This is a genomic window from Corynebacterium lowii (assembly GCF_001412085.1).
GTDB classification, from domain to species: domain Bacteria; phylum Actinomycetota; class Actinomycetes; order Mycobacteriales; family Mycobacteriaceae; genus Corynebacterium; species Corynebacterium lowii.
In genome coordinates this window covers 59,841-81,368 of sequence record NZ_LKEV01000005.1, presented here as the reverse complement: position 1 = coordinate 81,368, position 21,528 = coordinate 59,841, and the positions used below count along the sequence as shown (strand labels likewise).

Genomic DNA, 21,528 nt, shown 5'->3' with positions numbered 1-21,528 from the left:
GGGTCCTTACGGGGTGAGAAAGGCGGTGATGTCCGGGCAGGGGCGCAGCAGGTGGTGCTCCACGGGCTCGGCGCAGCAGGTCAGGAACACGAGGTCGTGGAGGGCCCCGCCGTGGCGATAGGCCGCCGGGTAGTAGGCGGCCGGTGCCATGCCTGCGGCGAGGTGGGATTCCACGGCCTCGTTATCAGACGGCCCGATCAGGGGGATCGCGGCGTCCAGATAGTCGATGCCGCTCGCGCGCAGCACATCAAGCGCCGGGTTCAGCAGCTGGGGTAGGACGTGGTGGCTGGGCCAGGTGCTCACCAGGCGGGCGTTGCCGTTGGTGGGATCGAGGTCCACCACCATGCCGGAGGACCCGGAGGCGGTGGCGATCATGTGGCGGTGGGGGTGGCGATCATCCAGGCGGCGCAGCCGCAGCGGCGGCGCGGTGCTGAGCTGGGGCACCCGAGCGTGGGGGTAGGAGGGTGCCGCTGCGGGCGCGGGGACGAGCCGCTCCTCCCGGCCCAGGGCGGCTAGGGCGCGGGAGTAGAGGAGAAGCAGCCGCAGGGGCAGGCTGTCTGGGGCGCGGCGCGCCTCCCAGGCATCGGGGGCGTGGCGCACGAACAGGCCCAGGGTCTCGCGCTGAGCCAGCCGCGCCGCGCGGGGCAGCACGCCCACGGGGCGAAAGCCCTGGTCCAGGACCACCCGCTGGGCCTGCGGGGAGCACAGGCGCACGGTGGCGTAGACGGAGGGGAAGGCGCGGTTGTCAAAGGCGGAGGCGCAGGCGGACTGGGAGACCAGGTGTGCCAGGCCGCGGCCCGTGTGATCGGGGTGGACGGCGATCCCGGCTAGGATCCCTACCCTCAGCAGGGGGTCCTCCACCACCATCGCGGAGGCCACTGGCGTGCCCTGCGGGCCGCGCACCACCCGCCAGTGGGTGGTGGGCAGGGCGAGCAGGCGGCGCACCGCTGCTTCGTCCCGGCCCAGCGCCAGGGGATAGGTCCCGACGTAGACGTCCTGGTAGAGGCGCACCAGGGCGGGGGCGTCGCTTGACTTGGGGATCATGGCGTGGGCCTTTCTAAAGTGAGGCTTATCCGGGAGGCCGCCCGGCACGCCAGCAGCGCCACGGGGATAAGGCCGATTCCCTGAAACAGGAACAGCGCGCGCACGCTCACCGCGTCCCCCAGCACCCCAAAGACGAGGGAGGATACGGGCAGGGTGGCGCTGATGAGGGCCTGCATGACGGTGAAGAACGCGGGCTTGTCCTCGGCGGGCACGGCGCGCTGGAACAGGGAGACAAAGCGCACCCCGATGGTGCCGATGCACGTCCCAGCCAGGACCAACCCGGCGGCGGTGATGGCGGCGTGCGGGATCAGGCCCGGTAGGGCTAGCCCGGCGGCGGTGAGCCCCAGGCCCGCCCCGCCCACCGTGGGCAGCCGCAGCGAAAGCCGAGGCCCCACGGCAGCACCCAGGATGGTTCCGGCGCTGAGCGCGGCCTCGAACACCGAGACGGCCGCTCCCGTGGTGTGCAGCACCGTGCGTGCGAACAGCGGCATGAGTATGAACACCGCCGTGGTAAAGAAGTTGGCCGCCGTGAAGCACAGCAGCATGATACGCATGGTGGGCAGCCGCCGCAGCACGCCCCACGGGCGCGGCGCGGCGGCACCCGTGATTCCGCGCGGGGCGGTGTGGGGGAAGCGCCGCGCGCCCACGAGCCCCGCCGCCGCGAGGTAGGCGGCCACGCACGCGACGAGCAGCCCCCTGGCACCGAAGCTCTCCACGATGAGCGGCCCCAGGAAGCCCCCGGCAAGCCCGGCCACGGACTGGGTGGCGAGCTGGAAGCTGGTGGCAGCCTCGATGTCCTCGTCTTCCACCAGCTCTGGAATAGAGGTGGTCAGGCAGGGGTCGAACACCGCCTGGCAGGAGGCCAGGGCGATGGCCACTAGACACAGCGCCGCGAAGGGCAGCGCGGCACCGGGGGAGAGCGCCGCGCAGGTCGCCGCGATCAGCCCCACGGTGCCCGCCGCACCCGCAGCGCCCGCGAGCACCCACCGGCGGTCCCACCGGGCGATCAGCCGGGAGGATAAAGGCACCAGCAGCACGGCGGGCAGGGTCGCGGCCATGAGCAGCACGCCCGCCTGGTAGCCGGGGTTGGTCCTGTTTGTAAGCCCCACCAGCCACCATACGATGCCCACCTGGTAGAGCCGCGCGGCAGCCTGGGTGAGAAACTGCCCCACCCACACGGCGGCAAAGCGGCGGTTGCGCAGCACCACGGGGGCGCTCATCGCGGCGGCCTGACATCGATCACACACAAAAGCTTACCCGAGCGCGGGTGGGTGGCGAGATCCGCGCGACGCACCCACTCCACCGCGAGGGGTAGCACGTGGCGCTTGCCCACCGCAGCGGCGTAGGCGGGGCGCTCGCGCAGCAGCGCGGTAACGATCCCCTCCGCCAAGCGGCCCAGCTCCTCCCGGTCGCCCTCGGGGTCGGCCACAGCGGCGCGCAGCACCAGGCCGTCCATGCCGTCCTCGTGGCGGGCCACGAGCTGCAGCGCGGTGATCCGGTGGTCGGTGTCCTGGTGCTCCACCACGGCGTGCACGTCCTCGGTGTACATGGTGATGTGCGCGATGCGCAGCCCGTCCCCGGTGCGCCCCAGCAGCCGGAAGGTCCCGGCCTGTGGGTCCACCCACTGCGCCCGATCCCCGGCGGGGTAGCGCACGATGGGCATGAGGCGGCGTCGCAGGTCCGTGACCACCAGCGCGCCGGGCACCCCGGCCTCGGTGATGGGGGCGTGGGTCTCCTCGTCCAGGATCTCCGTGACGGTGTACGGCGCCCAGGTGCGGTGCACCCGCAGGTCCTCCCCGCCCACGGGGCGGCCCAGCAGTCCGGCGTCCACGCTGGCGTATCCCACGGACCCCAGGCGCGCCTGGGGGAAGGCCGCGCGCAGGATGGGGCGCTGATCGCCAAAGAGCAGCTCGCCGCCCACCAGGATGTGCTCCACCCGGGGCAGGCAGTGGCCCTGGGCCACCAGGTGCTCCGCTATGCTGATCACGGTGGTGGGCAGCGCGGCGATGGCGGTGATGCGCAGCTCGTCGAGTGCCCGCGCGGCGTCTCGCGGGCTGAGGCCCCCGCCGAGGGGGAAGCGGGTGGTGGCCAGCGGGCAGGCGGCCAGGGAATCCAGCACGAAGGTGAAGCTGGCGTAGAGATCCCCCGCGTAGAAGAGGTTGGCCACCCGCGCTCCCGGCTGCAGGCCGGTCTCTGCGATCCCCGCGCCGAAGGCGCCGCAGAACTCCCGCCACTCTGCCGTGCTCCACCAGGAGAACTTGGGGGCGCCGGTGGTGCCGCCGCTGCGCAGCACCAGGGCGTCGGATGGCGGCTCGGTGAACACGGCGTTGCTCTCCGGGCTGTTGGCTCGCCAGAAGGAGGCGGGGTCGATCACGGGGAGGTCGCCGAGCGTAAGGTGCGGGGGCAGGTGCCGGTAGAGCTGGCTGTAGTAGGGGGAGTGGGAGCGGACGAAGTGGAGATGGTCCACCAGGGGGTAGGAGGGCATGGAGGAAACGTCTTTACTTGTGGAGCGAATAAAAGAGATACTGCTGCACTATTCCACCGATGGGCGGGGCTGTACACCCCGCCGTAACGTCCCGCCACCCCCGCATGGACATACATGTCCGACAAAGCGAACATAGTGTGGAGGCTGGGGATTCTCGCGGGGCGGCTGTGGGTCCGATTATATAACGGGGGGCGGGTGGGTGGCGGCGGGTTGCTCCGATGGTGGCGCGGTGTCCAGCTCTCGGGGACTGTGACAGGTGGCGGCGCGGGTCCGGGTGTTAGTGGAGATATGCAACGGTGTGAGTATGGGATATATCATGTACTGTTGGAGCGGTTTCCTGATTTTTTGCTGTGAGTTTCTGCTCCTGGAGTGTGTTTACCCCTCGGCGTCGGCTAGGTGGGATGAAACACCTATTGTGGAGCGAGGCGTGCGGGTGTAGAATACGCCGTACATTAAGATCGGTGCATTGACGTGGGGACGGAAAACCAGTGGGAGTGGGCTTAAGTTCTTAGGTGTACTCGGGGTGCGCGCACGATGGCACAGGTGGCGTGCCTGCTGGCGGTCGCGCCGAGGCCGTGCCCGCTATCCAGCAGGGCGAGGCGATCTGGGGCCGAATAACGCTGCCTGCGCCTTTAGGTATCGTGAGTGTTGCCACGGTCTACACTGCTATGCCCTGTCTGGAGGGCGGAAAGGTGGGGGAAAGATCACCTCCCGGGTCGGTGCTGGTGTGATCGGTAGGGGTGTCCGCCCTGCACTGATCTGTCGTAAGGCAAGCAGCTCGACGTGGCCAAGGTCGATCTTAACCCCGGCCTGACCGTCAAGGGGCGCGCGGTTGCGGGGGACTCCGCGAGGCTCAAGCACGGCGATCCCGTACGGATCGAGGCCCCGGGCAACTGCGGGTCGGGTGCGATCATGCACTCGAATCCCAAATTTTACTTTAGCAAGAACGATGGGAAATTCTACCCCTTTATCATCTCAGTCGATATTCAGACCCTTGGCGGGAAAACGGGAGGGGTCCTCGTAGATCCCCAGGACAACCTTGTGGGCGTACTCGCAGGTGGTAACGCAAAAAACCGCTCCTATATACACGCCGATTAACGAGATTAGGCGCTGCTTGGCTAGGCCCGCCGGGGCGTTGAAGGTGCCTCCTTACGCTGCGTTGCGAGGATTTCGTATTAAAAGGTGCGGCTTTATTTTTCAGGGATGGTCTATTTTCCTGATAGAATGTACGTGATGTTGTTCAGTCGTCTAGGAATGAGAATAAGCTCCCATATTCCCAGCGATATATCCGGTGAAGAAAGTGTGGTTTTATGAATACCTCTAATACTCACTTTCCCGTTGTTGCGATAACCGGCAGCTCGGGCCTAGTGGGCAGCAAGCTCACCAGGTATCTCCGGTGGCAAGGGCACACGGTGATCCCGCTGGTGCGCAAGGGCCCTCGGGCGAGCTTCGCCTATGGAACCCCGAGGATCCCGACCCCTCGATACTGTGGCGTGTGAATGTACTTATTCATCTGGCGGGCGAGCCCATCTTTGGCCGCTTTAGCGCCGAACACAAAGAAGCCATCTGCCAATAACAGGTGGGCCCCACCCGCCGCCTCGCGGAGGTCGTGGCCCGCACCGAGTCCGTTACCACCATGGTCTGCGCCTCCACTGTAGGGCTTCTACGGTTACGCCTGTGACGGCCTCGTGGGTGAGGAATCGGGGCGGGTGCAGGCTTCCTTGCCGACGGCTGCGCCGAGCGGGAAGCCGCGTGCCAGCCCGCCCGGGGACGGCGGTGCTCGCGTGATCAACGTCCGCACGGGCCTTGTGTTGGACCGCAGCGGGTGACTGCTGAAGATCCTGGGCAGGCTCACCAGGCTCGGGGTTAACCGCTCCGCTGGCCGGGGCACAGTGGTTTCCCTGGGTGGGCGGCGACGACCTGTGCGCATCTATGCCGAGGCCGTGCACAATGAGGATCTGCGCAGCCCCGTCAATGCGGTTGACCCGGAGAAGGATCACCAACAAGCACTTCACCAAGCGCGCTGCACCGGCCCGTGATTCTCCTGGTTCCGAGGTTTGCCCCGGCATTTCTCCTAGGCGAGCCAGGCGCGCGGGAGCTGCCCCTTGCTGGTCACCGCGTGGATCATCGCGCCCTGCGCCGCTGCGGCTTTGTCTTGTGCCGCGACACGATCCACGCCGCCCTAGCGAACGAGTTGGGCTAAGGGGTACCGCCCTGAGGATATCGTCGTTGCACCCGAACCTTGTGGATAGCAAGAGCCTGGTGGCCTACTGGCGGGAGGCGCTGCTGGTGCAGAATGTTCTTCGCGGGCTGACCAGGGCATACCGGAACCACCCACAGTTGGATGGGGTCCGCTCCTACCCCGACCCTGTGGGCGCGGTCTGCTTCCACCTGCATGGGCTGGTCGACGACACGGACCAGCGCGGCTGTCGCCTCAACCTGGATCTGGTGCGTCTCACCGTAAACTCACCGCGTGATGTCCGCCTATCCATGCGGAGCGGTGGGGTGGCCTACGAGCGTGATCTCCTGCTCGATAAAGTGACGCGGCGCGATCCCCGGTTAGCCGCCTCGTGGTCGAGAGGCAGCCACCTCCGGCACCGCTGCATGAACTGTTCGATGCTGTGCCGGGCGGGGTGGAGCCCTGGGAGAAGCTCCTGCCCCACGAGTAAGGTTCCACCGCAGGGAAAGGAAAGGTGACCCCACCAGATGGGTCCGGCGGGGCGACCCCGTTCGTGAGGTTTCTGATGCAGCCCCAGCCTAGAGGGACGAGAGAAGCGGCATGACGGGGATGCCCACGCCGCTGAAGAACAAGGCGATTTGTGTGATTGACTTGGCGACGTCGAACGTGACCTCTGCCTGTTCGGTCGAGAGCTGCTGCTTTCTCTTGACCAGTTCTTCCCTCTGTTCCGGGGTGACGTCCAGCTTGTCGTACTCTCTGGTATCCACCGGGAGGGAGGACCCCTCGCTGGACGCCCCGGACCCCTCGGCACCGTCCTCGGCATGGGCGGGGGCTATCAACCCGGTCGAAAGGAGGGTTGCCGCGCCCGCAGTGGCAAGGAAACGCTGTGCACGCATGGTGTGGCTCCTGTTCATTATGGTTAGTCTTGGGGTGTTTAGAGGGCCAGGGCGAGGGGGATGCCCACGCCGCTGAAGAACAGGGCGATCTTCAGCACGCTCTTGACAGAATCAATAGAGAGCTTCGCCTGCTCGGTGGAAAGCTCCTGCTTGCGCAGGTCAAACTCCGCTTGCTCCACAGGGGAGAGAGCCTCCTGGGGGCCCTGCGCGGGGGCCTCGGTGTTGGTGGAGTCCGTCGAGGGGGAGGACTGCTCGGCGGCGGGCTGTGTGGCGTTCTCGGTACCGTCCTCGGCCTGGGCGGGGACGACCGCGCCGACGGTGAGGAGGGCCGCCGCGCCTGCGGTGGCAAGGAAACGCTGTGCACGCATGGTGTGGCTCCTAGTAGATGCTGAATAAAACTAAAGGAAGTGTGCGGGCCTAGAGTAAGTTTCGCTTGAACGGGATGTCAAGGGTTTGCCGGAAAGTCGATACTTTTGGATATTGCTGGCTGCGGGGGCGATCCTGCAATAACTCCGCGAGGGCTCCGCAGTGGCCACAAAACCGCGTATTCCTTGGCTGTGATCCCCGATTCGCTTCCCCGCTAAGAATCAAACCTAGAATGACGGCCCCTTAAAATCACTCTTATCTGCATAAATTTAAAGAATTATCCGGTCCTGCAGGCAAACCAACGAAAATTTCACGGCGGGCAAAATTACGGGAATCTCACAGTATCGTTTTGTCCCATCATAGTTCTAAATGTCTGATTCATCGCCACCCGTAATCCGTCAAAATCCTCATCAAAAAGATCGACCTACACACCCAGCGTCATTGCTACGCTCGCGTGCCTCAACTGTCGCTGCACGACCTTGACATTCGTCCTCGAAGACACCAGCAACCCCGTTGCCATATGCCGCAGCCCATGCGATGTAAGTCTCTGGAAAATCAGTATCGGCCTTACATACCCGCTCCACGGCCCGGTGAAACCACGACCCAGGCCACGGGCTTCGGTCACGGCGAACCGTCGCGCGTACACTACACCCAGTCGCTTGTAGCCTTACCCGCTGAGTAAGTGGCTCCACCGCCTCCAGCGCCGCTTGTCGAACCATCACGGTACGCGCCTCGTGAGTCTTAGGGCTATCGATATGAGGTCTTTGCCCACCCACACCGCATTGCGCTTGATAGTGGCACGGTGGCGCACAAAATTGAGATCGCCTACCTGTGGCCGATACCCTCATCCCACCGCAAGCCGACCGTGCCCAGCATCAGCTCGCCATGCTTGCTACACTCGCCAGTAAGCGTTCCGAGCTGCTCGGCGGTGAGATGCATGCGCCGCGCCATATTCTTACTTGGCAGGGTTCTTGCTCGCGCGGGGTCAGCATCATGCGGTCTCCCACAGCGATGTAGAGGATTTGCGCGAGTTGAGCGTGTACGCGCCGCACTGTCGTAGGTGAGACCTTGATCTCGGTGAGTCATTGTTGCACATGAGACAGGAGGAGTGCTTGAGTTCTCGTAGCCCCAGCGGCTGGAGGAGATGAGTCCTCCCATGTGGACCCCGAGAGTGTCTGTGTAGGCGGTTTGAGATGTGTTTGCATCCCCAGTCGTTTCTGGCCCAGTTCTCCGACGGCATTTTTCCCATGCTCTGGGGTGATCCAGGTGCCCTCGGCGGCGGACACGGTGTTGTTTTTGCCCCACTTTTGGTTTCTCTGTTCGTGCGGAAGCCCTGCTTACTATGAATTTTACCATCGGGGCCACGATATTGCACGCGCCACGCATAGCCAGACTTGCTACCCACGGAGGAGTGCTTGTGAATGGAGACCATGACATACTGGTAACGCTCCTTTCACAGTGTTTGGTAAAGGTAAAGCCCCGCAGTTTTAAGAACTGCGGGGCTTTACCTTTATGACCGAGAGGTTTGTTACTTCTTCCCGAAGCCAAACAGGCCACCGAAACCGTTCAGGGTGTCCACGATAGTCTTAGCGCTATCGATACCCTTCTTGGCATTGTCAAGACGCTTGCTGGTCAGCTCGGCCTGCTGAACCTGCTCTTCGTAGGTCTTCTTACCCGGCTTAACCGGCTTCACGACCTGCTGCTGGTCAAAGGCAGGGCGGTCAACGCCGACAACCTCATCGGCCATGGCAGGAGCAATAGCAGTGGTGGCCGCAACAGCTACAGCTGCGGCAGCTACGCTAAACTTGCGAAGCATTCTTCCTCCTTAAACGGATTTGGTAATAGGACTGCCCGACCAGTTCGGGCACCCCCATAGTACAAGGTTTTTCCGTTAGATCCAGAGGGGGTACTCTAGTGTTAGAAAAATCTCTGGACAGCATGAGTGCCGTTGTCGTCATGGACGACACCTGCACCCATCATAGTGACGTCCTTGTCCATGATATTGGCTCGATGCCCTGGGGAATCCAGCCAGTCCTGTACTAGCTGCTCTGCGGTCTTCTTGGTGGTGCTTTTTGCGATGTTTTCCGAGAAGTTGCCCTCGGCATGCTCAAATGTTTTGGTGCTGCTCATAAACTGAGCGTAGGTCGTTGAGTCTGAACTCATTTCAGCATTGAGCTCGACGGGATCAAGACCTTCTGCCGCTCGTGCTTTGTTGGTAGCCTCAAGGATCTCCTGATCCATGTTGATAGTTGAGGCCGTGCTAGGGGCGGCAGAAGTCGATGTAGCGTAGTCTGCATCTGCTACATGTAGCTCCTCTTGTGCTTCGGTGGCGTTAGCGGTAGGCGCGTCTATAAATTTGGTGGCTAGTGGCGCCATGATGGCAGCACCGATTCCGGTGACGACGGCTGTTTTTTCGATGGATGAGGGGTCGTCTTCTAACTCATCGCTGCGTGGGTTTACTTAAGTGTTCATGTTGCTTCTTTCCTTTAGGGTGGTTCCCCCACATATTAAATGGAGGACTACGGGGTGCCACTGTTGAGTAGTGCGTGGTTATCTTTTAATGTAATTCTCCTCGGCCTGGAGTCAATCAGGGGGGGGTGGTAGTACCCCCGCAAACTCGTGTACGGCAGAACTTTTCTGCTAGGCTATCCCACTAGCGCAGCTGCTCTTGGTGCTGTGTTCCTGACACCCTACTTGGATAGGATCGGTAAGATGCGTATTTCTCGCACTTTTGTAGTTTCTTCCGTTAGCGTTGCTTTGACTTTTGGTGCTGCAACCCCTGCCATGGCCCACGATGTGACTAATGTCGAGGTCAAGCCGCATGTGGAGGTCAAGCCGCATGTGGAGGTCAGGCCAACGGTCCATGTTCACGGCTCCTCTGCTGGTTGTGATGTGCTTGGCGAGGCTCGTAACCTCTATGAGGTTGTTTTTAACGCCTTTGATGATGTACATGAGAAAGCTCACGAGGTTCAGGATAATCTTTTCGGTTTCCACATCTAATCAATTCTCATTTTTGGCAGAACAAACCCTAACGGGATTTATTTATCCTGTTGGGGTTCTATTTATTTGTTGTGTTTTATTTCTTTGGTTCACAGGCTACACTGCTGTGTCTTTAATTTAGGGCCTTCCGGTAGCCTGGCGCTCCTGCGGGAACACTAAAAAAGCTTTCTCTGATATTGGTTGCAATTGGCATAGTATTTTTGACCTAACGGCACTTTTGTACTTTGACGGGGATGGGGAAGTAGATGTGTAGTTCCGGTACAGTGCCTGCCCCTTGGAGTTCTGCTAGGACTTTGCGCTTTTGAATATCTTCTGGGATTTCTCTTACATGGCAGGGTTATCTTCAATATCTGCTGCATCAGTGGGATGTTATCAGTGCCGCGTGTGATCGTCTTGCTCCTCTTATTGAGGTTCGGATGCGTCATGGTCATCACTATGACCATGACTAGGTTCGGTGCTAGTTGTTTCTATCGGTGCTGAACTTGTTGTGGTTGCCATTTCTGTTTCTCCTTATCATTCCTCGCCTGGCTGCCTCCTCGCTGATGGTTGGCTTGTCGTCCCCGTTGGCGCTAGAGGTGGCTTCACCTTGCGTGCAGGTGGTGAGTGTGAGAACGGTTGCGGTCAGGATGGAAGCAATGAGGTGTTTTTCATACTGGAGTCGTAGTCTCTTTTCTTTATGCTTGTTGCGTGGTTTCCGGTCGAGGCTACCTTGGGCACCGAGTAGCGCTCCACACCATACCTACTCTCTCTTGGGGACCACAGGACAAGACCGGGGGACTCCCAGGTCCTGTCCTCCTATCTCTACCTGACACGGCCTGTATAACCCTCTACCCCTAACGGGGTAGTCGACGCCGACGCGGTCGGCCCTACGGGGATCAATTCAATCCAAAGGAGAAACTGGGGACGCGGCTGTCGGAATGCTGGGAGCTGAAGTGGGGCAGCGTCGCGACAATCCAGGGTGAGTTCCGCACGGCCCAAGGGAGATGTTTCTGGGGGTACAGGCAGTTCGCGGACTAGTGAGCTGCGACCACGGGCCAGCGGGTTACGAAGCTTGGTTGAGATATGACCTGGTGAAAATGAGTGCGCAAGGTCCTGAAAATACCGGCCCACCAGGTCGAAAGCCGGGGCGGTGGCGTGGTACTTGTCCTGAGGACTAGTTGAGCCCAAATCGGGGAAACCCCGTTTGCAGAGGGAAAACCGTCATTGAACACGAAAAACCACCATTTGAGGGGGTGATTCATGCCAACAAGCGCATAAGTAGAGCGTTATATGCAGGTCGCAGCCGATGTGCTGGTCATGTGCAGCAGGATTTCTGGAACCCAGATAATCATGAAAAAACGGCAACTGCCTGCAGATATGTCTTGGCTACCTGCCCCTACGTTCCGGCTGTATATCACGAGGCTGCGGGTGTCTACTACGTTGAAAACCCAGATGACAGGCGACTAGGGATGGGGCATCATCGCTGAGGTCAATATGTTCCTGGATTGCCGGGAGGCTGGTTCTGTGCGTCGTGCGGAGTTGGTTGAGCACAGTCAATGCCTGTGTGAGGGACAACTCGCATCGGGGGGGGCTTAGAGGGTATAAAATCCCTGGTCTAGGGTCGCGCAGAGATCGCCTTGGGTCCAGTGGAGGACCCTGACTGCCGTGGAAGCACGTAAGCTGCTGCAGGAAAATATCGGGAAGATTGGCTAGCGACAGCAGACCTCACAAGGGTCCTAGGAGTCCGTCTGACGAAATTGCACCCTTCCCCATATGTCGTGTATATAAACACCGGAAAACAATCTTGAAACGCCACACTACCATCCTACCCCAAAAAACTCAGGAAACCCACAGGAAGTGACTATGATCAAAGGTTCTGAGGTGCGGGTACGTGAACTCAAAGGTTCAAGCGCTTACCCAACTAAACGGGCAAAAGTGTAAAATCGCCGACACAATATATAGCAACAAGAACATGATAACCATGAGTATCACCATTACAGAAGAATGGCTCAACCGCGAACAGATCGCCAAACGATGCGACGAGCTGACTACAGGCTCCACACCTTCGACTATCTAGAACATGAAGGTAACCCATTAGCTCAGAAGACCTTGACTGCCTGACCGCCATCGGAACACTCACCATGTCAGACCATAGACTCTACGATGAACTTGACGGAATAAAATTCCTCCTTGAAGGATAATTTAAATAGAATCGAAAGAATTCTGTAATGAAATTCATAAGTTTAAGGGCTTACTCTTAGAAATCCTTGAAAAATCTCTCCCCAAAAAACTAGCGTCGATCTTCAGGGCGGCAAACCTAGAAAAGTACTAGCGTCAGAGTTTTCCCTGCGCTTCGCTCTCTTAGGACCCCTCACGCTCATCTGATCTTTACTAGCGAAAATTGAACTCGACATGAGGATAAGTCGAAACCACCAGAATCTTGTCTTTTCTTAAATCTAGCTCCCCCTCCTTATTGGCGCCGTTCCGATCCTGTGATTTTTCTACCAGAAAAAGAAAACCAGCCCCCTGCTGCCCACCTCCACATGTCCGGAGCAGGAACATGACTTAGCTCCACGCGGATGATCAACCGTCCCCAGTAAAGTTGTCCGTCAAGGAAAAATAGAAGCACGCCACATCCCTGTAGGTGGGCACCGTTCCTGATCTTCTGTCGAGGACTTCCTGTATTTCATCATCCGCGAGTGTGGATTTGAAGGCGAAGATAGCTGGGAGGAAGCAATCATTGCAAACTGCAAGCATTGGCGGTGTATTTAACTTTGGGCAGTAGTCCGTGGTACCCCACAAGAAGTAGTACATGCTCTCGAAGCCCTGGGATACATCATTACCCCACCAGGGGGCATCCAGAGGTTTCGTGCCATCCTGGCTGCTAAGGCATCGCAAATTTCAACCCCCTTATCCCTGCCGTTTTTGGTGGCGGGTATTTTTCATGACCAAAAACGAAAGAAAAATCTCTATCTGAGAACCCATCCATCCGCTCGATCAACCCGACATCTACGAAATTAGGGTCACCACCAACAGTGGTTACCTCCATCACCTCAGCGAAGAAACCAAAATAAACGCTTATGTGCGCAATGTTCTCGAAAAGGTGAAGGGATATTCTGAAATAACGCGCTTAGAATATGTCCCGGAGCCATCCACAAGTACCACGCAGAAAAATGGGAAGATGACCACGAAAAATACCGGGATGAAATTAACTATGAATAATGCTAAAAAAAGAAAAACCGCCAGGACTCCATATAGTCCCAGCGGTTCCAAACGAAAACTACTTGATCGTCGCGTGCTTCTTTATCCAGAACTCCCCAGAATCATTCTTATACACCACATCACCCGCGCGAGCGGTCTCAAAATCATTAACCCTCAACTCGGTCAGATCAAGAGTTTCCACGGTAGGACGCACAAACTCCCCGCCAGCAAACCACTCCTGAAACGCAGCAGCCGACGTAGACGAACCACTGAAACGATGCTCCTCAAAGAAAGGGTGATCCCCCTCATTATAGGCAGAAGCAACACCAGCCATCCCAACAGTCGCCGCAACGGCGAGCGCGCCGCCGATAGCTATGCGAGCAAACCTCATAAAATCACACTCCAAAAAGCCAAAAAGTGAACTAGGGACACTCAATAATTTTACTCACCCACCCTGAACTAAGGAAGGGAGACACTGCACAATCACATGAAAATCACAGACAACGGGGGTAAAATCTGTGATTGATCTGTGGTACACCTACATCCAACCCCAGGTAAAACCGCCGATCTGTGCTATCCGCGACAGTTGCTATGGTGCGATGTGGCATAGCGACACCTCTCCAGGCTTACATCAAACGCGGCTGGACGGTATGGCTTACTCACATTCTCTCAGGCACTGACACAGAACAGATAGTGGCAAAGCCGTGACGAAAAGATTAAAGAGGAGCATGATTTGCCCCGCCATATCCACTGGAGTTATTCACCCTGAATTCCAGTTTTCGTTCCGCACCTAGCTGCGCTCCAAGGCTCAAACTCAAGTCGCACGAAGCTGTCTCATTGCATCCTCCTGGCATAGAAACTTAGTCCTCAGGCGTATCATCACATCACCCGCTCACTAGAACGCCCATCGAACTGCATGTGGGTTTTCATGCCTCGCCCAAAAGCCTGGGATTGTAAGCGCGGTGATCCCATGACCTAGAGCGCAGCCTCGACAAACCCCTACGTGCCGTCGGCGACGCCCTCACCGGCATGACATTGCGCGGACGGCCCATGAATATGAGGACAGCTGATTCTCTTTTTTAATCATATTGCTAAAATCTGGCCACGAAGCCCCAGATTTACCATTCTAACAGCGGTCTATGTGGCGTGCTACGGTCTACGTCTGGTTCACTCCACTGGGGTGATGAGCGTGGACGAGAAAAGGTCACCGCAGAAACCGCCCGAAGTGCGGCACCTTTGCGGGTTACCGGCAGCACGTGCGCAAAAAGGAACAAATGTGTGACGAGTGGTGCGTCGCGTACAACAAGTACACCCGCGAGCACCGCGCCAAACTCGCATCAAGGGAGAAGAAGCCACGCCATTCGATGGTAAAGAAGCGTGGCGGAGTACAAGGAAACCGGAGAGAAAGTCTGAGAAACTGCTGAGGCCGTAAGCCCGGATAAACCAACATTACTCAAGTACGCAGACCTCACTTAGCACGAACTCGGCGCTGTGGTTCGAACTGGGCGACCCGCAAGAGCTTGACGATGGCTCCACGCAGCTGCAGGTGGTGGTCAGCAGCATGATCTCGGAGACCTGTCAGATGTAGGCAGCGGTAACCCGTACGTTGAGCGCTATTGCGGTGCTTAAGCAGGCAGAGCGGAAATCTGCGGGAGAGTCGGTATCGGATCAGCTAGCGGCAAAGCGGGCACAGCGCCGCTCTGCTGCAATGAACGCAGCCAAGGACAGCGAGGAAGTAAAAGTAGGTGATGGGTGAAGTACGGGGCTAGAAGTCTCTGCAATGTTGTTTCCAGTGCGCACAGAACCTTGTCGTTTTCATGCTGCAATCCCGCTGGGTAGGATTGTTGATCCTTACGGTGGGGGGATACCGTTGCCTGGGGTGTGCTATCTGCTTGCGGTGGTGCCCGCTGATCCCCCAGTGCCCGCGTTGGAGGTTTTTTCCGTTACCGGCCTGGACTGTGGCTTATGGCCGGAGCATTTTGCTTGGCGTGTTTGGTGTTGCTTCAGTGGATCGACCCGGCAGCAGGGATGTGTAATTTCCTATATTTCCTGTGGGGATACTGCATGTGTTGGCCTGGATACTCGATCAATCTCCGCGTGGTTACGTGACGGCGATTACCTATTTCACGGCGGTGGTCCTTGTTTATTGGGCATTTGGGAGAAGCAGGGATGGGAGGTGAATCCATGACCGTAGTGTTGACCACATTGGTCGGGATCGCCTTGACTGCACTCTCTGAGTCGGCGGGGTTGTTGATTACCAGTCGAGGAACTAAAGAGCAATCCGTCTCCGAGCAATATAAGACCTTGGCTAATGATACATGCGAGGGCTGAGGCCCGTCTCGCGGAGCGCTGTGGAGTTACGACAGGAAACTGCGGTGGGGCGGGGTGGTGGGGTGAGTGCGTTCGCGGAGTAGTCGCTACTGTGTCGCCGTGGAGCATATTAAGTTCCCTCGTCCTTTGATGTTGGAGCAGCGTCAGCCCCCGGTGCATGAGGAACTACGCGAGGGTGTCAGCTAGGAGCATGGGATTCTCCCTAGGCTGCGAAGAGGGGCAGGGCTTTATCTGTTCTGGCTTGTTTGGTCTGAACTGGGATTTGTGGCGAAATAACTCAACGACATGGCCGACAGTTTTTCACGGGATTAGGCCGTGTTTCACCATATTCGCCACGAGGCCTAGAAATGATAAAAAACCACGTCACAGGGTGTTTTCCCTGCTATGTCGGTGTGTGGAAAAAATGCTTCCCCACCAGGACTCGAACCTAGAATGACGGTACCAAAAACCGTAGTGTTGCCGATTACACCATGGGGAACCACACCCGGGCGATGAACCCCAGCGCTCTAATGTACTGTAGCGCATGGGGCGCTCCCGCATCCAACCGCCGCCCGCGTAGGGTAAGTGGAGTTCGAGCGCGCGTTCGGCCACGCGACGAGCGCCGAAAACGCGCTGCACGCGCGCCCGTGAGGGCGCAGGGAGGAACCGACGTGAGGCAAGAAGGAACAAAGCAGGTAGCAGAGGAGACCGAGCAGGCCCCCGCCTTGGCGGGCTTGCTCAAGCTGGTAAGCCAGGACCCCAAGCTGACGGGAATGCTCACCCACGCTGGCACCCCGGAGCTGCACCTCACGGGGCTGGATCAGGTGCGCCCCTGGGCGGTGGCAGCGCTCTCGTTCGCCGCGCCGGTCATCGCGGTCACCGCCACGGGCAGGGAGGCCGAGGACCTCAGTGCAGAGCTGCGGGCCATGCTGGGGGAGAAGGTGGCCCTGTTCCCCTCGTGGGAGACGCTACCGCACGAGCGGCTCAGCCCCGGCGTGGACATCGTGGGCCGGCGTGCGCGGGTGCTGCGCAATCTTTCTCGCTACCGGGTAGTCGTGGCGGCGGCCCGCGCGCTGAGCCAGCCGGTCCTCACGCGGGTGGAGGGCCGCGAACCCGTCGTGGTGTGCGAGGGGCGGGACTACCCCCTGAGCGAACTCACCGAGAACCTGGTGCTCCGGGCCTACGAGCACGTGGACATGGTGTCCAAGCGCGGCCAGTTCGCGGTGCGCGGCGGGATCCTCGACGTCTTTCCCACCACCGCAGCTTACCCGGTGCGCGTGGAATTGTGGGGCGATGAGATCACGGAGATCCGGCACTTTTCCGTGGCGGACCAGCGCGCCCTGCCGGACGCCACGGTGCCGGAGGTGGAGCTGTACCCGGCCCGCGAGCTGCCGATCACCCCAGAGGTGGCGGCCCGCGCCGAGGAACTGGCGCGGCGCTACCCGGGTAATCCGACCCTGGTGGAACTACTGAGTAAGATCGCCGCGGGTCAGCCCGCCGACGGCATGGAGGCGCTGCTCTCCGTGCTCAGCGACGCCCCCCTGGCCACCCTGCCGGAGCTTGCGGCCCCGGGAACGCACATGGTGCTGGTGGGGCCGGAGAAGATCCGCAGGCGCATCGCGGACCTGGAGGCCACCGACCGGGAGTTCCTGGAGGCCGGCTGGGAGGCCGCAGCGATGGGCGCGCAAGGCGCGGCCCCCATTTCCGCCGAGGGGCTGGACTTAAGCGCCAGTTCCTACCAATCCTTCGACTCGCTGCGGGTGAGCGCTGAGAAATCCGAGGTCCCGTGGTGGACGTTCTCCCCGCCGGGGATGCTAGAGGGGCCGGAGGAGGAGACGCTGCCGCTGGAGTTCGAGGCGGTGCCCGCCCCACGCGGCAACCTCGCCAAGATCGAGGAGATAATGGCGCTGCTGCTGGCGCACACCTCCGACGGGGGCCGCGCGGCCTACATCACCCCCACCCAGGGGGCCATCAAGAGGATGACGGAGCGCTTCGCGGAGCAGGGCATCCGCACGCACGTGGCCACCCCGGCGTGGGAGCCGCGCGCGGGCGAGGTGACCCTGTACCAGGCGCTGAGCCACGCGGGCCTGGTGTTCTCCGAGGCCGTGGTGCTCACGGAGACGGACCTGACCGGCAACCGGGTGGGGGACATCGCCGGGGCCAAGCGGCGCCCGGCGCGGCGCCGCAACCGCGTGGACCCGCTGGCGCTCAAGGCGGGCGATTACGTCGTGCATGAGACGCACGGCATTGGGCGCTTCATCAAGATGGCCGAGCGTACTATTCGGGCGGGCGACGAGACCTCGCGGCGCGAGTACATCGTGCTGGAGTATGCGGCCTCCAAGCGCGGCCATCCTGCGGATCAGCTCTGGGTGCCCATGGACTCGCTGGACCTGCTGAGCAAGTACACCGGCGGGGAGGCCCCCACCTTGTCCAAGATGGGGGGATCGGACTGGAAGAACACCAAGAAGAAGGCGCGGGCGGCGGTGCGCGAGATCGCCAGCGAACTGGTGGAGCTGTACGCCAAGCGGCAGTCCGCACCGGGGCACGCCTTCGCCCCGGATTCGCCGTGGCAGCGGCAGATGGAGGACAACTTCCCGTACGCGGAGACGGAGGATCAGATGGCGGCCATCGAGGCCGTCAAGGAGGACATGGAGCGGGCCACGCCGATGGATCGCGTGGTGGTGGGCGACGTGGGCTACGGCAAGACCGAGGTGGCGGTGCGCGCGGCGTTTAAGGCGGTGCAGGACGGCCGCCAGGTGGCGGTGCTGGTGCCCACCACGCTGCTGGCGCAGCAGCACCTCAAGACCTTCGAGGAGCGCATGGAGGGCTTCGCGGTGACCATCCGGGGGCTGTCGCGCTTTACCTCCCCGGCGGAGGCCCGGGAGATCGTCGCCGGGCTGGCCGACGGCACGGTGGACGTGGTGGTGGGCACCCACCGCCTGCTCCAGACGGGCGTGCGGTGGAAGAACCTCGGGCTCATCGTGGTGGACGAGGAGCAGCGCTTTGGCGTGGAGCACAAGGAGCACATCAAGGCGCTGCGCAGCCACGTGGACGTGCTCACCATGTCCGCCACCCCGATCCCGCGCACCCTGGAGATGTCCATGTCCGGGATCAGGGAGATGTCCACCATCCTGACCCCGCCGGAGGACCGCCACCCGGTGCTCACCTACGTGGGCGCGGAGGAGAGCCAGCAGGTGGCGGCGGCGATCCGGCGCGAGCTGTTGCGCGACGGCCAGGTGTTTTTCATCCACAACAAGGTGCGCGACATCGAGAAGAAGGCCCGCGAGCTGCGCGAGCTGGTGCCGGAGGCGCGCATCGTGGTGGCGCACGGGCAGATGAGCGAGGAGCTGCTGGAGCGCACGGTGCAGGGCTTCTGGGACCGCGAGTACGACGTCCTGGTGTGCACCACCATCGTAGAGACGGGCCTGGACATCGCCAACGCCAACACCCTCATCGTGGAGAACGCACACCACATGGGGTTGTCCCAGCTCCATCAGCTGCGGGGCCGGGTGGGCCGCTCCCGCGAGCGCGGCTACGCCTATTTCTTCTACCCGCGCGGGGCCACGCTCACGGAGACCTCCTACGATCGCCTCTCTACGATCGCGCAGAACAACGACCTCGGAGCGGGCATGGCGGTGGCCATGAAGGACTTGGAGATGCGCGGCGCGGGCAACGTGCTGGGCTCGGAGCAGTCCGGGCACATCGCCGGGGTGGGCTTTGACCTCTACATGCGCCTGGTGGGGGAGGCCGTGGAGACGTACCGGGCGCTGGCCACCGGGCAGCCCCTGGACGCCACGGATCAGGGGCCCAAGGAGATCCGCATCGACCTGCCGGTGGACGCCCACATACCGGACACCTACATCAACGCGGAGCGGCTGCGCCTGGAGGCGTACCGCAAGATCGCGGCGTCGGGTTCCGAGGAGGATCTGCGCGCGATCATCGGGGAGATGCGGGACCGCTTCGGCGAGCTGCCGCGCGAGGTCCTCCGGCTGCTGGCGGTGGCGCGGCTGCGCAGCCAGGCCCGCGCGGCTGGCATCGCGGACGTGGGCGTACAGGGCACCCGGATCAAGCTGCACCCGGTGGAACTGCCGGACTCCAAGCAGGTGCGCCTGCGGCGGCTGTACCCGGGGGCCACCTACCGGGCGGCGGCCAAGGCGGTGCAGCTTCCCTTCCCCAAGGCGGGGCCGAAGGTCACGGACCCGCAGCTGCGCGATGAGGAGCTGTTGCAGTGGGTGGCCAACGCCCTGACCTCGCTGTTCGACGTCCCGCCGCTGGACGTGCGCGGGCGGGAGGAGCACGCCGGGAGGCCCGGTGCGTCGGTGATCTCGGTGGGGGAGTAAGCCGACGCCTCGGGGAGGGGGGCGATACTGATTTATGTGACCTATCGCTCATTATTGGTAGGGCCTGTGGGCTTATGTCCTGGGGTGGGGGATTGTGGGAGGTTGCGGTGGTCGGGGGTGGATGCATTTTCATTTTCATGCATGGTATTCCATTTTTCCGAAACCCGAATTCAGTGCCCCGTTGTGGGCCTTTTAAAACCGGGTATAACATGTTTAGTGAACCGCTCGTGAGGCGGAAGGTAAAGGAAAAGGAGAAGTGCCGTGAAAACGGATAGCGCTAATAGTGGCTTATCTTTCTTTGCCCTTCTCGCTCTCGTGGTTGGTTCTATGATTGGCGGTGGGGTATTTTCCCTTCCGCAGAACATTGCCGCCGCGGCAGCGGCGGGGCCAATCATTATCGGTTGGATCATCACGGGCGTGGGCATGATCTGCCTGGCCCTGGTGTATCAGTTTCTCTCCCTGCGTAAACCTCACCTGGATAACGGGATCTACGCCTACGCCCGCGCGGGCTTCGGCAGCTATATGGGGTTTAACTCGGCGTGGGGATACTGGCTTTCCGCGCTCATCGGGAACGTGGGGTATTTGATATTACTCTTTTCCACGCTGGGAAAGTTCTTCCCCATATTTCGGGGTGGAAATACCGTTCCAGCCATCCTGTGTGCATCGGTATTGCTCTGGCTGACTCACGCGTTGATTCTCCGCGGCGTGCACACTGCCGCGCTGGTCAATGCGATTACCACGGTGGCCAAGGTGGTGCCGCTGGTGACGTTCATCGTGATCGTGGCGGTGGGGTTCCACTACGACCTCTTTGTCCAAGACTTCTGGGGTCAGGAATCCGGCATGGGGAGCGTGGTGGAGCAGACGAAGGCCATGATGATGGTCACCGTGTGGGTGTTCATCGGTATCGAGGGCGCGTCCATCTATTCTCAGCGGGCGCGACGCCGCAGCGACGTCGGCAAGGCCACCATCATCGGCTTTGTCTTCATGCTCGCCATCCTCATCGCGGTGAACCTCCTGTCCCTGGGGGTCATGGAGCGGGCGGATATCGCTCAGCTTCCTGATGCCTCGATGGGCGATGTTCTCTCCGAGGTGGTGGGGCCGTGGGGCTCCTGGTTTATCAGCGTGGCCGTGGTGATCTCCCTGATGGGCGCGGTGCTGGCGTGGATCCTGCTGTGCGGGGAAACCATGCAGGTGCCCGGCTCGGACGGCACCATGCCGGCGTTCTTTGGTCGGCTCAACGGCAACGGCGCGCCGTCGCGTGCCTTGTGGGTGACCAACATCGTGACGCAGATATGCCTCATCCTCACGTATTTCTCTTCCGATGTGTACCTCAGCCTGGCCACGCTGGCCGCGGCGCTGATCCTAGTCCCGTACCTGCTGTCCGCGATGTATGCGCTGCTAGTCACGCTTCGGGGCGAGGGATACGACGCCGCCCAGCGCGCGGATCGTCGGGCTCGGTGGCGCGACGCGGCGGTCGCCGTGGTGGCCACGGGGTACGGCATCTGGCTGGTGTATGCGGCCGGTACGCAGAACCTACTGTTGGCCGCGCTGCTCTACCTGCCCGGCCTGGGGGTGTACCTCTGGGCCAAAAAAGAGACACAAATGCGTCCCTATCTTTCCTGGTTTGAATACATTATTCTTATCGTCCTCGTCCTCGGGGCCGTGCTCGGAATAATGGGCCTCGCAAGCGGCAGCATCACGCTCACCCCCTAGAACATCCCCAGTGAG

14 protein-coding genes are annotated in these 21,528 nt (G+C 60.9%); 6 read left to right on the top strand and 8 right to left on the bottom strand.

The features are described from left to right. Positions 1–6: 6 nt before the first annotated feature. Genes Clow_RS08090 through Clow_RS08080 form a run of 3 tightly spaced genes read right to left on the bottom strand, consistent with a single transcriptional unit; the run spans position 7 to position 3,529 of the window. Complete coding sequence (locus Clow_RS08090) at positions 7–1,044, bottom strand: GNAT family N-acetyltransferase (RefSeq protein WP_055178281.1); 1,038 nt, start codon at positions 1,042–1,044, stop codon at positions 7–9. Then, a complete protein-coding gene (locus Clow_RS08085; RefSeq protein ID WP_069724601.1) occupies positions 1,041–2,264 on the bottom strand; it encodes an MFS transporter in 1,224 nt (407 codons plus the stop codon). The genes Clow_RS08090 and Clow_RS08085 overlap by 4 nt, the downstream gene beginning before the upstream one ends. Beyond that, on the bottom strand, positions 2,261–3,529 hold the full coding sequence (locus Clow_RS08080; RefSeq protein ID WP_055178280.1) for a phenylacetate--CoA ligase family protein: 1,269 nt from the start codon (positions 3,527–3,529) through the stop codon (positions 2,261–2,263). Before Clow_RS08080 ends, Clow_RS08085 begins: the two co-directional genes overlap by 4 nt. Positions 3,530–4,312: 783 nt before the next feature. On the opposite strand from Clow_RS08080, the gene Clow_RS08075 reads away from it, so the two are divergent. The 3 genes from Clow_RS08075 (at position 4,313) to Clow_RS12260 (ending at position 6,226) form a co-directional block, all read left to right on the top strand. Next, positions 4,313–4,627 (top strand): hypothetical protein, encoded by a 315-nt coding sequence (locus Clow_RS08075; RefSeq protein WP_055178279.1) that lies wholly within the window; start codon positions 4,313–4,315, stop codon positions 4,625–4,627. A 212-nt stretch (positions 4,628–4,839) separates the two neighbouring features. Then, positions 4,840–5,028 carry an NAD-dependent epimerase/dehydratase family protein gene (locus Clow_RS12265; protein ID WP_156334796.1) on the top strand — a complete coding sequence of 63 codons (189 nt, stop codon included), beginning with the start codon at positions 4,840–4,842 and terminating at the stop codon, positions 5,026–5,028. A gap of 658 nt (positions 5,029–5,686) precedes the next feature. Further along, positions 5,687–6,226 (top strand): pyrimidine dimer DNA glycosylase/endonuclease V, encoded by a 540-nt coding sequence (locus tag Clow_RS12260; RefSeq protein ID WP_425388408.1) that lies wholly within the window; start codon positions 5,687–5,689, stop codon positions 6,224–6,226. Positions 6,227–6,286: 60 nt separating this feature from the next. On the opposite strand, the gene Clow_RS08065 is transcribed toward Clow_RS12260, so the two are convergent. From Clow_RS08065 to Clow_RS08050, 4 genes are all read right to left on the bottom strand, one after another. Beyond that, positions 6,287–6,604 (bottom strand): hypothetical protein, encoded by a 318-nt coding sequence (locus tag Clow_RS08065; RefSeq protein WP_055178277.1) that lies wholly within the window; start codon positions 6,602–6,604, stop codon positions 6,287–6,289. Between the two features lie 38 nt (positions 6,605–6,642). Beyond that, positions 6,643–6,972, bottom strand: a complete 330-nt coding sequence (locus tag Clow_RS08060) for a hypothetical protein (RefSeq protein WP_055178276.1) — start codon at positions 6,970–6,972, stop codon at positions 6,643–6,645. Between the two features lie 1,526 nt (positions 6,973–8,498). Continuing rightward, entirely contained in the window at positions 8,499–8,786 is a 288-nt protein-coding gene (locus Clow_RS08055; protein WP_055178275.1) for a hypothetical protein, read from the bottom strand. A gap of 101 nt (positions 8,787–8,887) precedes the next feature. Continuing rightward, on the bottom strand, positions 8,888–9,211 hold the full coding sequence (locus tag Clow_RS08050; protein ID WP_169786578.1) for a CAP domain-containing protein: 324 nt from the start codon (positions 9,209–9,211) through the stop codon (positions 8,888–8,890). 471 nt (positions 9,212–9,682) lie between these two features. Here Clow_RS08050 and Clow_RS11800 point away from each other — a divergent pair, with 471 nt between their 5' ends. Then, on the top strand, positions 9,683–9,970 hold the full coding sequence (locus tag Clow_RS11800) for a hypothetical protein (protein ID WP_156334792.1): 288 nt from the start codon (positions 9,683–9,685) through the stop codon (positions 9,968–9,970). Between the two features lie 3,259 nt (positions 9,971–13,229). Here Clow_RS11800 and Clow_RS08040 read toward each other — a convergent pair. Beyond that, positions 13,230–13,541 (bottom strand): hypothetical protein, encoded by a 312-nt coding sequence (locus Clow_RS08040; protein ID WP_055178272.1) that lies wholly within the window; start codon positions 13,539–13,541, stop codon positions 13,230–13,232. 2,692 nt (positions 13,542–16,233) lie between these two features. Here Clow_RS08040 and mfd point away from each other — a divergent pair. Both mfd and arcD read left to right on the top strand, forming a co-directional pair. Beyond that, on the top strand, positions 16,234–19,800 hold the full coding sequence (gene mfd / locus Clow_RS08035) for a transcription-repair coupling factor (RefSeq protein WP_245625738.1): 3,567 nt from the start codon (positions 16,234–16,236) through the stop codon (positions 19,798–19,800). Positions 19,801–20,061: 261 nt separating this feature from the next. Beyond that, a complete protein-coding gene (gene arcD / locus Clow_RS08030; RefSeq protein ID WP_055178270.1) occupies positions 20,062–21,513 on the top strand; it encodes an arginine-ornithine antiporter in 1,452 nt (483 codons plus the stop codon). The last annotated feature ends 15 nt before the right edge of the window (positions 21,514–21,528 follow it).